Origin of the sequence: Arthrobacter sp. N1 (assembly GCF_048288285.1) — a bacterium.
Lineage (GTDB): Bacteria > Actinomycetota > Actinomycetes > Actinomycetales > Micrococcaceae > Arthrobacter_D.
Map to the genome: position 1 here is coordinate 525,013 of NZ_CP102608.1, position 14,241 is coordinate 539,253.

Below are 14,241 nucleotides of genomic sequence, written 5' to 3' on the forward strand. Positions count from 1 at the left end.
TCACTCGCTGACGTCGGAGCCGAAGTACTTCTCCGAGATCTCGGCGAGCGTGCCGTCGGCGCGCAGCTCCTCGAGCGCGGTATCGATCGCGTCCACGAGCTCGGTGCTGCCCTTGCGGACGGCCACGGCGCTCTCCGAGGTCTCCTCGGTGGTGGCCGCGATCTTGATGTTCTCGTTGCTGTCGGTCTTCTGGTAGTCCAGGTAGGTCAGCTCGTCGTTGATGGTCGCATCCACGCGGCCCTGCTCGAGGAGCGTGATGGACTGCGCCCAGCCTTCGACGGGCTCCACGTTCGCGCCGCTCTCCTTCGCCAGGTCGTTCCAGTTGCTCGTCAGGGACTGCGCCGTGGTCTTCCCGGCCAGGTCCTCGAAGGAGGAGATGTCGCCGTTGTCCGCGGTCGTGACGATCACGCCGGCGCTCACCGTGTAGGGCTCGGAGAAGTCGTAGGTCTCCTTGCGCTCGTCCGTGATGGAGACCTGGTTGGCGATGACGTCGAAGCGACCCGCCTCGAGGCCCGCGAAGATCGCGTCCCACTGGGTCTCCTGGAATTCAGCCTCCACACCCATCTTCTCCGCGACGGCGGTGATGACCTCGACGTCGTATCCCGTGAGGTCGCCGCTGCCGCCCTCATGGAAGCTGAAGGGCCGGTAGGTCCCCTCGGTCCCGACGGTGAGGACGCCGGAGTCCTGGATCTCCTGCAGCGAGGAGGGTGCGGCGGACTCGCTCGCCCCGCCGTCGGATGCAGGGGTCGACGACGAGCCGCATCCTGCGAGGGCGAGGGTGAGCGCTGCAGTGGCGCCGAGGACGGACAGGCGGTTCTTCATGGGATTCCTTCGATCTGGTGAGGCGATCACGGCGGTAGGGAATGGTGGGGACCGACGAAGGCTTGAACCCTACGTACGTCCGCTCCACCCGGCCGGGACCGGAGTCGAACACTACTGGGGTCAACACCGGGGCACGCACTTATTGTTCCGAAGTATTGCGGCGGGGGTCCAGGAACCTGGGACCGGAGCCGGGACTGGCATCCTTGGAAGGAATGGCTATGAGCATGGAAGGCGCGGCCTGGAGCTCGCTCTACAAGATCTCCACGGCGAAGGACGGCCGGCACGGATTCTCGAAGGAGTCGGTCCGGCGCATCCTGACCTTCGCCGTGCCCTACCGCTCGAAGCTGATCATCTTCATCGTCCTGTCGGTCGCCGGGGCCTTCCTCGCCGTCGCGACGCCGGTACTCGCCGGGCAGGTGGTGGACGTCATCGTCGCGCAGGGTGAGGTCCGCACCGTGGTGTGGCTCGCCGTCGTCATCGCGATCGTCGCCGTGGCGGATGCCGCCGTATCCCTCGTCACGCGCTGGTACTCGTCCCGGATCGGCGAGGGCGTCATCCTGGATCTCCGCACAGCGGTGTTCAACCATGTGCAGAAGATGCCGATCGCCTTCTTCACGCGCACCCGCACCGGTGCCCTCGTGAGCCGCCTCAACAACGACGTGATCGGCGCGCAGCAGGCGTTCAGCGGGACCCTGTCCGGTGTGGTGACGAACCTCGTGGCGCTGATCCTCACGCTCGCGGTGATGCTGAGCACGTCCTGGCTCGTCACGGTGCTCGCCGTCGTCATGCTGCCCATCTTCCTCGTCCCCGCGCGTCGCATGGGCAGCCGCCTCGCAGCCCTCCGGCGCGAGGCCGCGGACCACAACTCGGCCATGAGCACGCAGATGACGGAGCGCTTCTCCGCCCCCGGTGCCACGCTGGTGAAGCTGTTCGGCAGGCCGGACGAGGAGGCCGAGGAGTTCCGCGTCCGCGCGGCCCGCGTGCGGGACATCGGCGTGCGGACCGCGATGCTGCAGTTCGTGTTCTTCACGGCCCTCATGCTGGTGTCCGCCCTGGCGCTCGCGCTCGTCTACGGTCTGGGCGGCTTCCTGGCCCTCCAGGGGCAGCTCGACACCGGTGAGGTCGTCACGCTCGCGCTCCTGCTGACGCGCCTCTACGCGCCGCTCACCAGCCTGGCGAACGCCCGCGTGGAGATCATGAGCGCCATCGTCAGCTTCGAGCGCGTGTTCGAGGTCCTCGACCTCGAGCCGCTGATCCAGGAGAAGCCCGACGCCATCGGCGTGCCCGCCGGTCCGGTCGCCGTCGAGTTCGACGACGTCCGCTTCGCCTACCCGTCCGCGGACAAGGTGTCGCTGGCCTCGCTCGAGGAGGTCTCGACGCTCGATACCCGCGGCGGGGAGGAGGTGCTCCACGGGATCTCCTTCCGTATCGAGCCCGGCCAGACGGTCGCGCTCGTGGGCACCTCGGGAGCCGGGAAGTCGACCATCGCGCAGCTCCTGTCCCGCCTGTACGACGTCGACAGCGGTGCCGTGCGGCTCGGCGGCACGGACGTGCGGGACGTGACGTTCGCGTCCATGCGGCACACGCTCGGCATGGTGACGCAGGACGGGCACCTCTTCCACGAGACCATCCTGTCCAACCTCCGCCTGGCACGCCCCGAGGCCACGGAGGGCGAGGTGTGGGACGCCGTCCGCCGCGCCCGCCTCGAACCGCTCATCCGATCGCTGCCCGACCAGCTGGACACGATGGTGGGGGAGCGCGGCTACCGGCTGTCCGGCGGTGAGCGCCAGCGCATGACCATCGCCCGCCTGCTCCTCGCCCAACCGCGCGTCGTCATCCTCGACGAGGCGACGGCGGCTCTCGACTCGACGTCGGAGGCGGCAGTGCAGGCTGCCCTCAGCGAGGCCCTCGAGGGGCGCACCGCGATGGTGATCGCGCACCGGCTCTCGACGATCCGCAGTGCGGACCTGATCCTCGTGGTCGAGGACGGCACGATCGTGGAGCGGGGCTCGCACGACGAACTGCTGGCGCAGGGAGGCCGGTACGAGGAGCTGCACCGGACGCAGTTCGCCGTGCAGAAGAACGTGGCGGCGGAGGAGGAGCCCGAGGCTCTCACCGGCGTCTGACGGTCATCCCCGCAGTGACAGGAGGGCGGGGACCACGTAGTCGGTGAGCAGCGGGGCGAGGTCGCCCCGGAGTCCCGCTGCACCGAGGTCGAGCCAGTCCAGCTCCTCGATCTCGGCCGCAGGCCGCGGCTCGCCGGCCAGGGGGCACAGGAAGACCGTGGCGACCAGGCGGGTGTCCGCCTCGTTGGCGGCGGGCCCCGACCATGTCCCGAGGAGTGTCAGCTCCTCCGGGCGCACGGTCAGTCCCAGTTCCTCCTGCAGTTCACGGGAGCCCGTCCGGGCGGGCGTCTCGTCCGGCTCGGGCTTCCCGCCCGGCTGCATGAACACGGACGTCCCACGCTTGCGGACCAGCAGCAGGCGCCCGTGGGCGTCCAGGAGGCAGAGGGCCGTGACCGTGATGACGGGCATGACGTGCACCGCGGGTCCCTTCGACGCAGAGCGAGGACGGGCAGGGAAGCCCGTCCTCGGTCGTGGTGGTGCCCCTGGCCGGAATCGAACCGACGACCTTCCCTTTAGGAGAGGGACGCTCTATCCTACTGAGCTACAGAGGCGCGGGATCGGTGGAGCACCGATCCGGCGGTCCCAGCTTACCCGGTCCGCGCGGTCGTGTCCGCGCCGGGGACACCCCGCAGCCGCCGCGGCAGGAACACCGCAGCCGCCCCCGCCATGAGGCTGAGGGCCAGCAGGATCCACCGGGACACCGTCAGCACCGAGGCCAGCGCGACGGCGCCGGGTTCGGGGACGGCCTGGGCCAGCACCGTGTCGATCGCGACGTTCTCCCAGAGGTCGGCCACGGTGAACAGGATCACGGGCGACCACAGCAGCCACCGGAGCCACCGCCGCCCGACATTGAGCTGGACGAGCAGGAGCCAGGCGAACGCGAAGATCAGGGGGAAGAGCGTGCCGGCCGTTCTGTGCAGGTAGCTCAGCTGGCCCCGGGCGTCGTCGTCCATCGCCCCGCGCAGGCGCTCCACGTAGCCCGCGTCGTACCCACCCACGAGCATGTCCGGCATGGTGAGGCCGTCGGAGAGCTGCGTCATCTGGCCCAGCGTGAGCAGGTGGAGGTACCAGAAGAGGAACAGGGAGGCCACGGCGGCTGCGACGAGGACGAGCGAGCCGTTGTCCTTCCGGCTCCCGCCGCTCGGGGGAGCCACCGGCACAGGAGTGCCGGTCGCATGCTTGCGTGCTATCTGCGCCCTGGTCTTCGCCACCGTCCCAGTATGGGCGACGCCGGAGGACAACCACGCCGGGCTGTGAACACCATGTGAACTGCGTTGCGATCGGATGACGTTCCCCCGCCGGGAGCTCGTTGTGATTGCCTTCACACCGGAAAAGCGGTTCATTGGTGGGATGCATATTCACTCCGCACTCCCCATGGCGACGGTCACCGAGGACGTCGGATGGCTCGCCGCCATCGACGAGGCGATCAACAACGCCTTCGCGAGACCCACCGAGATCTTCTCCAGCATCGTGTTCTTCCCAATCACGATCGGCGACGTCAGCTTCCCCGCCGTCGTCGCCTGGCTCATCCTTGCCGGGATCATCTTCACGATCTACTTCGGGGTGCCCCAGCTCCGCGGCCTCAAGGTCGGCTACGAAGTCGTGCGTGGGCGTTACTCCTCCAAGGACGATCCGGGCGAGGTGCCGCACTTCCAGGCGCTCACCTCGGCCCTCTCCGGGACGGTCGGGCTCGGCAACATCGCGGGCGTCGGTGCGGCCATGGCCCTCGGTGGCCCGGGCGCCACGTTCTGGATGATCTGCGCCGGCCTGATCGGCATGGCGACCAAGTTCGCCGAGTGCACGCTCGGCGTGAAGTACCGCGAGGTCCATGAGGACGGCACCGTGAGCGGCGGTCCGTTCAAGTACCTGCCCATCGCCTTCCAGAAGCTCGGTCGCATCCCGGCCAAGATCCTCACGGGGATCTTCGCGGTCGCGATCCTCATCTTCGGCATCGCCGGCGGCAACATGTTCCAGGCCAACCAGACCTTCGCCCAGGTGCAGAATGTCACGGGCGGTGCGGACGGCTTCCTCGGCAGCGCCGGCGCGGCCCTCATCTTCGGGCTGGTCCTCGCCTTCTTCGTGGCGATCGTCATCCTCGGCGGCATCAAGTCCATCGGCGCCACGACGTCGCGCCTGGTGCCCGCGATGGGCGGCATCTACGTCCTCGCCTGCCTCTTCGTGATCATCGCGAACATCGACCAGGTGCCCGGCGCCTTCGGGGCGATCATCACCGGTGCCTTCAATCCCCAGGGAATCGCCGGAGGCATCCTCGGTGTCCTGATCGTCGGATTCCAGCGGGCCTCGTTCTCCAACGAGGCAGGCGTCGGTTCCGCCGCCATCGCCCACTCCGCCGTCAAGACCCGCCGTCCTGTGAGCGAGGGCTTCGTGGCCCTGTTCGAGCCGCTCGTCGACACCGTGCTCATCTGCACCATGACGGCCCTCGCGATCGTCATCGCCGGTGCGCCGAGCCTGCAGGCGGGCATCGATCAGGTGCAGAGCGGGGGAGACACGCCCGACGGCGTCATCCTGACCTCGGACGCCTTCGCCACCGTGCTGCCGTGGTTCCCCATCGTCCTCGCCATCGCCGTCGTCCTCTTCGCCTACTCGACCCTGATCACGTGGTCCTACTACGGACTGAAGGCCTGGGAGTTCCTCTTCGGCCGGGGCAAGACGGCGGAGATCACCTACAAGATCGTGTTCCTGTTCTTCACGGTCGCCGGCTGCGTACTCACGTTCAGCCAGGTCATCAGCTTCGCCGATGCCGCACTGTTCGTCTGTGCCTTCGTGAACCTGCTCGGCGTCTACTTCCTGCTCCCCGTGATCAAGCGGGAGATGCGGGAGTACCTCGCGGACCGCAAGAGTGGCAAGCTCCTCATCCTCGGGATCGAGAAGGACGAGCTCCGGGCGGAGAAATAGCCCCTCCGCCCGCTGTACGCACCGCCCCCGCAGGGTCTCCCGGCGGGGGCGGTGCCGCGTGCGGGGCCTGCCGGGCCGGGCGGACTGTCGGGGTCACGGCCTAGACTTGGAGGCATCATGGACATGCTCTTCGATCCCTACGTCTCCCCTCCCACCCCTGCCGAGAAGAAGCGGGCACGCGAGGCCGCGATGGCCACCGCGGTGCCGCGTGCGGGGACGGGTCCGGCCTCGGGAGACCCTGCCGCGGACCACGTGCCGGCGCGCGCGGGAGTGGACGAGCAGCGCGCGCACGAGCTCCTGCTGGGCATGAATCCGCAGCAGGAGGAAGCCGTCAAGCACGGCGGCTCACCCCTGCTCATCGTCGCGGGTGCCGGGTCCGGCAAGACCCGCGTGCTGAGCCACCGGATCGCCTACCTCCTGGCCACGGGCCGTTCGCATCCCGGCCAGATCCTCGCCATCACCTTCACCAACAAGGCCGCGGCGGAGATGCGGGAGCGCATCGAGGGGCTCATCGGGGACGTGGCGAAGCGCATGTGGATCTCCACCTTCCACTCCTCCTGCGTCCGCATCCTGCGCCGCGAGGCGGCTTCCGTGGGACTGAACTCCAACTTCTCCATCTACGACTCCGCGGACACCCTGCGCCTCATCACGCTCGTGGCCAAGGGGCTGGACCTGGACCCGAAGAAGGTTCCGCCCAAAGCCATCCAGCACAAGATCTCCGCCCTGAAGAACGAACTGGTGGACGAGGAGTCGTTCGCCTCGACGGTGAACCTCGCGGATCCGTTCGAGCAGGCCGTCGCCGAGGTGTACACGGGATACGCGCAGCGCATGCGCCAGGCCAACGCCATGGACTTCGACGACCTCATCGCCCAGACCGTCTACATGTTCAGGGCCTTCCCCGGCGTCGCGGACTACTACCGGCGCCGCTTCCGCCACGTCCTCGTGGACGAGTACCAGGACACCAACCACGCGCAGTATGCGCTGGTGCGGGAGATCGTGGGGGTACCCGGCGAGTCCACCGACGATCCCGCGGAGCTCACCGTGGTGGGCGACTCCGACCAGTCCATCTACGCGTTCCGCGGGGCGGACGTGCGCAACATCGTCGAGTTCGAGAACGACTACCCGAGCGCCCGCACGATCCTTCTCGAGCAGAACTACCGCTCCACGCAGAACATCCTCAGTGCGGCGAACGCCGTCATCTCGCGCAACCCGAACCGGCCCGAGAAGCGCCTGTGGACCGCCGAGGGCAGCGGCGAGAAGATCGTCGGCTACGTCGGCGAGAACGAGCACGAGGAAGCACGCTTCATCGCCGAGGAGATCGACCGCCTCCAGGACGAGGACGACCTGCGCCCCGGTGACGTGGCGGTCTTCTACCGCACCAATGCGCAGTCGCGGTCCATCGAGGAGATCCTGTTGCGGGTCGGGCTGCCCTACAAGGTGGTGGGCGGCACCCGCTTCTACGAGCGCAAGGAGATCAAGGACGCGCTCGCGTACCTCCGCGTCCTCGTCAACCAGGACGACGTCGTCAACCTGCGCCGCGTGCTCAACGAGCCGAAGCGCGGCATCGGCGATCGCGCCGAGTACGCCATCGCCGCCCTCAGCGAACGGGAGCGGATCAGTTTCATGGAGGCGCTGCGGCGCGCCGACCAGGCGCCCGGCATGGCGACGCGATCGGTCAACGCCGTGACCGGGTTCGTCAAGCTCATCGACGACCTCGCGGAGGTGGCCGCCGGCTCGGGCGCGTCGGCGGCCCTCGAGGCCGTTCTCGAGCAGACCGGCTACCTCGAGCAGCTGAGGACCAGCAGCGACCCCCAGGACGAGTCGCGCGTCGAGAACCTCGCGGAGCTCGTCGCGGTGGTGCGGGAGTTCGAACGCGACAACCCGGAGGGCACCCTGGGGGACTTCCTCGAGCAGGTGTCACTCGTCGCGGACGCCGACCAGATCCCCGACGCCCCCGACGGGTCCGCGGCCGACGTCCAGCGTGCGGTCGAGGAGGCCCGCCGGCAGGGGGTGGTCACCCTCATGACCCTGCACACGGCGAAGGGGCTCGAGTTCCCCGTGGTCTTCCTGACCGGCATGGAGCAGGGGATCTTCCCGCACCAGCGCTCGGCCACGGATCCGAAGGAGCTGGCCGAGGAACGCCGGCTCGCCTACGTGGGTCTCACCCGTGCGCGCCAGCGCCTCTACATCACCCGCTCCGAGGTCCGCAGCATGTGGGGCCAGAGCCAGTACAACCCGGCCAGCCAGTTCGTCGGCGAGATCCCCGAGGAGCTGATCCACTGGAAGCGGGAGGGTGCCGCGAAGCAGTCGTGGGGTTCGTCCGGCGGGAGCACGAGCGGTCCGCGGTTCAGCGGCTCCTACTGGGGAGCGAGCGGAGGAGGCTTCGCCGGCGGGAGCGTCGCCCCTGCGAAGGCGATCGGCCGCGTCCAGCCCCAGAAGGAGGTCGTCTCGGTCGCCGTGGGGGACCACGTCAACCACGCGAGCTTCGGCAACGGGACGGTGCTCGCGGTCGAGGGCGCGGGTGACAAGACGGTCGCGAAGGTGCGCTTCGACGCCGGCGAGAAGAGGCTGCTGCTGCGCTACGCGCCCCTGACGAAGGTGGCCTGATCCCCGGAATCCCGTCCTTTTCGGGGATACCAGAACAAGCCCGAATTCTACAAAAGATAGAAGTGTGGCCTTACTCACTAAACCGATAGTCTGGAAAAGGCCCTCGGGTCGAGGGGGCTAAAGTTCCCTCTTGTAAACCTACTTCGACGTAGAAGGACTCTAGCCCGTGGACCTGTTCGAATATCAGGCGCGCGATCTCTTCGAGGCACACGGAGTTCCCGTGCTCGCCGGAATCGTTGCGCACACCCCAGAAGAAGCAAAGGCGGCAGCCGAGAAGATCGGCGGCGTCGTCGTAGTGAAGGCCCAGGTCAAGGTCGGTGGCCGCGGCAAGGCCGGCGGCGTCAAGGTCGCGAAGACCCCCGACGAGGCCTTCTCCTACGCTTCTGACATCCTCGGGATGGACATCAAGGGGCACACGGTCCACAAGGTAATGATCGCGCAGGGCGCGGACATCGCCGAGGAGTACTACTTCTCCGTCCTGCTCGACCGGTCCAACCGCAACTACCTGGCCATGTGCTCGGTGGAGGGCGGCATGGAGATCGAGCAGCTCGCCGTCGAGCGGCCCGAGGCGCTCGCGCGCATCGCCGTCGACCCCGCGACCGGCATCGACCAGGCCAAGGCCGAGGAGATCGTCGACGCCGCCGGGTTCGCGCCCGAGCTGCGTGAGGATGTCGTCCACACGATCCTCAAGCTCTGGGACGTCTTCGTGAAGGAGGACGCCACGCTGGTGGAGGTCAATCCGCTCGTCAAGACGGGCGCAGGGGACATCCTCGCCCTCGACGGCAAGGTCACCATCGACGAGAACGCCGAGTTCCGCCACGCGGACCACGCCGCGCTCGAGGACAAGGACGCCGCCGATCCCCTCGAGGCCAAGGCCAAGGAGAACGACCTCAACTACGTCAAGCTCGACGGCGAGGTCGGCATCATCGGGAACGGTGCCGGGCTGGTCATGTCCACGCTCGACGTCGTCGCCTACGCCGGCGAGGCCCACGGCAACGTGCGGCCCGCGAACTTCCTCGACATCGGAGGTGGAGCGTCCGCCGAGGTCATGGCCGCCGGCCTCGACGTGATCCTCAACGACTCGCAGGTGAAGAGTGTCTTCGTCAACGTCTTCGGCGGGATCACCGCCTGCGACGCCGTGGCGAACGGGATCGTCAAGGCCCTCGAGATGCTGGGCGACGAGGCCAACAAGCCTCTCGTCGTGCGCCTCGACGGCAACAACGTCGACGAGGGACGCCGGATCCTCGCCGAGGCGAACCACCCGCTGGTGACCCTCGCCGACACCATGGACGAAGGCGCCGACAAGGCCGCCGCGCTGGCCTACGGAAAGTAAGGGAACACCCGTGTCTATCTACCTCAACAAGGACTCCAGGGTCATCGTGCAGGGCATCACTGGCGGTGAGGGAACCAAGCACACCGCCCTCATGCTGAAGGCCGGCACGCAGGTCGTCGGCGGCGTCAACGCCCGCAAGGCCGGGACCAGTGTCACGCACGGCGACGTCACGCTGCCGGTGTACGGCACGGTCGAGGAAGCGATGAAGGAGACCGGCGCCGACGTGTCGATCGTCTTCGTCCCGCCCGCCTTCACGAAGGACGCGGTCGTCGAGGCGATCGAGGCCGGTATCGGCCTCGTCGTCGTCATCACCGAGGGTGTCCCGGTGCAGGACTCGGCCTCCTTCTGGGCGCTCGCCCAGTCGAAGGTCGACGCCGACGGCAACCAGGTGACGCGCATCATCGGCCCGAACTGCCCCGGCATCATCACACCCGGGGAGTCCCTCGTGGGTATCACCCCGGCGAACATCACCGGCAAGGGCGGCGTGGGCCTCGTCTCGAAGTCCGGCACCCTGACCTACCAGATGATGTTCGAGCTGCGCGATCTCGGCTTCTCCACGGCGATCGGCATCGGCGGTGACCCCGTCGTCGGGACCACCCACATCGACGCCCTCGCCGCGTTCGAAGCCGATCCCGAGACCAAGGCCATCGTCATGATCGGCGAGATCGGCGGGGACGCCGAGGAGCGCGCCGCCGAGTTCATCAAGGCCAACGTCACCAAGCCGGTCGTCGGCTACGTGGCCGGCTTCACGGCACCCGAGGGCAAGACGATGGGCCACGCCGGCGCGATCGTCTCCGGCTCCGCGGGAACTGCGCAGGCCAAGAAGGAAGCGCTCGAAGCAGCAGGGGTGAAGGTCGGCAAGACGCCGTCCGAGACCGCCAAGCTCCTCCGCGAGGTCTACGCGACCCTCTGATCCATGCTCGTCCGGCAGCCTCCCCCGCACACCCGCGGGGGAGGCTGCTTCGCGTTCAGGGCAGGTTCGGTGCAGGTTCGGTGCAGGTTCGGGGCAGGTGCACGTGCAGGAGCACGCGCGTGGGCAGGGGCAGGTTCGGGGCAGGTTCGGGGCAGGGACACGTGCAGGAGCACGCGCAGGGGCCGGGGCGGTGGCTCAGGCGTCCGCCGGTGTCAACGTGGATCCAGGGCTCCTCGCGGCTGCAGACCGGGCGTGCAGGAACTAGCGTGGGCACGCAGGGCGCGCAGCCCTCACGGCTTCAGGCGGCAGCACACACCACCACGACACACGCAGGAGATGCACGGACGATGAGCGGCGCGACGAGGAGCAGGGCGGTCGACGCGGCGGAGGCCGGCGGCGGCCGGCAGCGGAGGTACCTGCGCCGCGTCACCTGGGTGGCCACCCTGGGCGGCCTGCTGTTCGGTTTCGACACGGGCGTGATCAACGGCGCGCTGCCCTTCATGGTGGACGACCTCCGCCTGACCCCGGTGACCGAGGGGCTCGTGGCCAGCTCGCTCGTGTTCGGCGCCGCGTTCGGCGCGCTCGCCGGCGGACGCCTCGCGGATGCCTACGGGCGCAGGAGGATGATCATCATGCTCGCCGTGGTGTTCCTCGTCGGGACGCTCGGCACGGCCCTCGCGCCGGACGTCACGGTCATGGTCACCTCGCGGCTGGTGCTCGGACTGGCGGTGGGTGGCGCGTCCGTGATGGTGCCGATCTTCCTCGCGGAGCTCTCGCCGGCCGCGCGCCGTGGGCAGACCGTCACCCGGAACGAGCTCATGATCGTCACGGGCCAGCTGATCGCCTTCAGCACGAGCGCCTTCCTCGGCACCGTGTTCGGGGACAGCCACGGGATCTGGCGGTGGATGCTGGTCCTGGCGACCCTCCCCGCGATCGGCCTGTGGATCGGCATGTACTTCGTCCCGGAGAGCCCGCGCTGGCTCGCGGCGCACGGGGCCTTCGGGTTCGCCCTGAGGGCGCTGCAGCGACTCCGCCCGCCGGCTGCCGCCCGCATCGAGTACGAGGAGGTGAAGGCCCTCGCCCTGGAGGACCGCGAGAAGGACAAGGCCGGGATCCGTGATCTGCGCGAGCCGTGGCTGCGACGCATCGTCGTGGTCGGGCTCGGCCTCGCCGTCATCCAGCAGATCACCGGCGTCAACTCGATCATGTACTACGGCACGCAGATCCTGGTGGTCGCGGGCTTCGGTACCCAGGCGGCGCTGACCGCCAACATCGCGAACGGCGTCATCTCCGTCGCCGCGACCTTCGTCGGCATCTGGCTGCTCGGCAGGGTGGGGCGCCGACCCATGCTGCTGGTCGGCCAGATCGGGACGACGGCGGCACTCCTGGCCATCGGGCTCGTCTCGCTGCTGGTGCCGGAGGGAACCGCACGGGGGTTCCTCGTCCTTGCGCTCACCGTGACCTTCCTGGCCTTCCAGCAGGGCGCCATCTCGCCGGTCACGTGGCTCATGCTGTCGGAGATCTTCCCGATGCGGCTGCGCGGGCTCGGGATGGGAGTCGCGGTGTTCGTGCTGTGGATGGTCAACTTCGCCGTCAGCCTCAGCTTCCCGATCCTCATGGATGCCATCACCATCTCGAACACGTTCTTCGTGTTCGTGGTCCTGGGTGTCGCGGCGATCGTCTTCGCCCGGCGCTACATCCCCGAGACGCGGGGACGCACCCTGGAGGAGATCGAGCGCCGGTTCAAGGAGGACGCGGGCAGCTCCGTGCGATAGGGCGAGCCGCCCGTGGCTTGTAGTGTGGCGACGGGGGACCACCGATTGCGTCAGGCAAGCTTCCAGGAGGACATCATGCGCGCCACCATCATCCACGGGCCCGGCGACATCCGCGTCGAGGACCGCGACTACCCGACGATCATCCGGTCGACGGACGCCGTCGTCAGGGTCACCGCGTCCTGTGTCTGCGGGTCGGACCTGTGGCCCTACCGCGGCGTCCGCCCCACGAAGGAGCCGAAGGCCATCGGCCACGAGTTCGTCGGCGTCGTCGAGTCGGTGGGCGACGACGTCCGCGACCTCGCCGTCGGCGACTTCGTGATCGCGCCCTTCGTCGACAGCTGCGGGACGTGCCCCCAGTGCCTCAACGGGGTCACCGTCGCCTGCGACCACCTCGCCGGCTGGGGCAGCACCGACGAACACGGTGACTTCCTCCAGGGTGGCCAGGGGGAGGCCGTGCGTGTCCCGCAGGCGGACGGGACGCTGCGCAGGGTCGACGGCGTCACCGAGCCCGACGCGGCCCTGACCGCGAGCCTCCTCACCCTCTCCGACGTCATGTCCACGGGCCACCACGCCGCCGTCTCGGCGAACGTGGGACCGGGCAGCACCGTCGTCGTCGTCGGTGACGGCGCCGTGGGACTGTGCGGGGTCCTCGCGGCCAAGCGCCTCGGCGCGGAGCGCATCATCGCCATGTCGCGGCACGCGGACCGGCAGGCCCTCGCGCGCGAGTTCGGCGCGACGGACATCGTGGCCGAGCGGGGCGACGAGGGCGTGGCGAAGGTCCGCGAACTGCTCGGCGGAGTGCTCGCCGACTCGGTGCTGGAGTGCGTCGGGACCAAGGAATCGATGGACCAGGCGCTGCGCAGCACGCGGCCGGGCGGCCACCTCGGGTTCGTCGGCGTCCCCGCCGGTGGTCCGGAGCTCCCCATCGGTGTGCTCTTCGCGAAGAACATCACGGTAGGTGGCGGCATGGCCCCCGCGCACACCTACATCCCCGAACTGCTGAAGGACGTCCTGGCCGGGACCATCAACCCCGGCCGCGTGTTCGACGTCGAGATGCCGCTCGAGGACGCCGCGGAGGCGTACCGGGCCATGGACGAGCGGCGCGCCATCAAGGTGCTGCTCAAGCCCTGACCCGCACGATCCACCGGAGGGCCCGTCCGTGGACGGGCCCTCCGTCGTCGTCGGACGGCGCGCGGGCCCACTGTCCGCCGGTCCCCTCCGTCCGACGGCGTGCCCCGACCCGGCGACCGGGCAGAATGGGGGCATGACACCCACGCCCTACCTGATCTCGCGCGAGCGGCTCATCGACGCCCCTGCGGACCGCATCTTCGAGGTGCTGGCGACGCCGGCCCTGCACAGCGTGATCGACGGTTCGGGAACGGTGCGCGGGGAGCAGCCCAACGGTCCGGCCCGGCTGTCCCTGGGCGCGAGATTCGGGATGGACATGCGCATGGGGGCCTCCTACAAGATCCTCAACCGGGTGGTGGAGTTCGAGGAGGGGCGCCGCATCGCGTGGCGGCATTTCTCCGCGCACGTGTGGCGCTACACGCTGGAGCCGCGCGGTACGTCCACGCTCGTGCGGGAGGAGTGGGACGGCAGGGCCGTGAGGTGGCGTTTCGTCTTCCGCCTCACGGGCTTCACCCGGCGCCACCCGGCCAGTATCGAGGCCACGCTCGGACTCCTCGAGGACCATGTTCTGCAAGAGCGGGACGCGGCCTGATGCCCACGCGGGCCGCGTTCCCGGCAGGG

At 68.9% G+C, this 14,241-nt stretch carries 11 protein-coding genes and 1 tRNA gene; 8 read left to right on the forward strand and 4 right to left on the reverse strand.

Features of this window, described 5'->3' with window-relative positions; translation table 11 throughout:
- The gene (locus tag NVV32_RS02495) at positions 1-822 is read right to left on the reverse strand and encodes an amino acid ABC transporter substrate-binding protein (RefSeq protein ID WP_422391248.1); all 822 of its coding nucleotides are present in this window, start codon (positions 820-822) and stop codon (positions 1-3) included.
- A 218-nt stretch (positions 823-1,040) separates the two neighbouring features.
- Between NVV32_RS02495 and NVV32_RS02500 the strand changes: the two genes are divergently transcribed.
- Entirely contained in the window at positions 1,041-2,948 is a 1,908-nt protein-coding gene (locus NVV32_RS02500) for an ABC transporter ATP-binding protein (protein ID WP_422391249.1), read from the forward strand.
- Positions 2,949-2,951: 3 nt separating this feature from the next.
- Here NVV32_RS02500 and NVV32_RS02505 read toward each other — a convergent pair whose 3' ends face one another.
- The 3 genes from NVV32_RS02505 to NVV32_RS02515 all read right to left on the reverse strand — a co-directional run bounded on the left by NVV32_RS02505 (position 2,952) and on the right by NVV32_RS02515 (position 4,159).
- A complete protein-coding gene (locus tag NVV32_RS02505) occupies positions 2,952-3,356 on the reverse strand; it encodes an NUDIX hydrolase (protein ID WP_422391250.1) in 405 nt (134 codons plus the stop codon).
- Between the two features lie 66 nt (positions 3,357-3,422).
- Positions 3,423-3,499, reverse strand: a tRNA-Arg gene (locus tag NVV32_RS02510).
- 36 nt (positions 3,500-3,535) lie between these two features.
- Complete coding sequence (locus NVV32_RS02515) at positions 3,536-4,159, reverse strand: hypothetical protein (protein WP_422391251.1); 624 nt, start codon at positions 4,157-4,159, stop codon at positions 3,536-3,538.
- 139 nt (positions 4,160-4,298) lie between these two features.
- On the opposite strand from NVV32_RS02515, the gene NVV32_RS02520 reads away from it, so the two are divergent.
- The 7 genes from NVV32_RS02520 (at position 4,299) to NVV32_RS02550 (ending at position 14,212) form a co-directional block, all read left to right on the forward strand.
- Positions 4,299-5,864 (forward strand): alanine/glycine:cation symporter family protein, encoded by a 1,566-nt coding sequence (locus NVV32_RS02520; RefSeq protein ID WP_422391252.1) that lies wholly within the window; start codon positions 4,299-4,301, stop codon positions 5,862-5,864.
- A 117-nt stretch (positions 5,865-5,981) separates the two neighbouring features.
- The gene (gene pcrA, locus NVV32_RS02525; RefSeq protein WP_422391253.1) at positions 5,982-8,471 is read left to right on the forward strand and encodes a DNA helicase PcrA; all 2,490 of its coding nucleotides are present in this window, start codon (positions 5,982-5,984) and stop codon (positions 8,469-8,471) included.
- A gap of 166 nt (positions 8,472-8,637) precedes the next feature.
- A complete protein-coding gene (gene sucC / locus NVV32_RS02530; protein WP_422391254.1) occupies positions 8,638-9,804 on the forward strand; it encodes an ADP-forming succinate--CoA ligase subunit beta in 1,167 nt (388 codons plus the stop codon).
- 10 nt (positions 9,805-9,814) lie between these two features.
- Complete coding sequence (sucD, locus tag NVV32_RS02535) at positions 9,815-10,717, forward strand: succinate--CoA ligase subunit alpha (protein WP_055769554.1); 903 nt, start codon at positions 9,815-9,817, stop codon at positions 10,715-10,717.
- Positions 10,718-11,064: 347 nt separating this feature from the next.
- Entirely contained in the window at positions 11,065-12,492 is a 1,428-nt protein-coding gene (locus NVV32_RS02540; protein WP_422391255.1) for a sugar porter family MFS transporter, read from the forward strand.
- A 75-nt stretch (positions 12,493-12,567) separates the two neighbouring features.
- Positions 12,568-13,623: a zinc-dependent alcohol dehydrogenase family protein gene (locus tag NVV32_RS02545; protein ID WP_422391256.1), complete on the forward strand. Its 1,056-nt coding sequence runs from the start codon at positions 12,568-12,570 to the stop codon at positions 13,621-13,623.
- Between the two features lie 133 nt (positions 13,624-13,756).
- On the forward strand, positions 13,757-14,212 hold the full coding sequence (locus tag NVV32_RS02550) for an SRPBCC family protein (protein ID WP_152816841.1): 456 nt from the start codon (positions 13,757-13,759) through the stop codon (positions 14,210-14,212).
- The last annotated feature ends 29 nt before the right edge of the window (positions 14,213-14,241 follow it).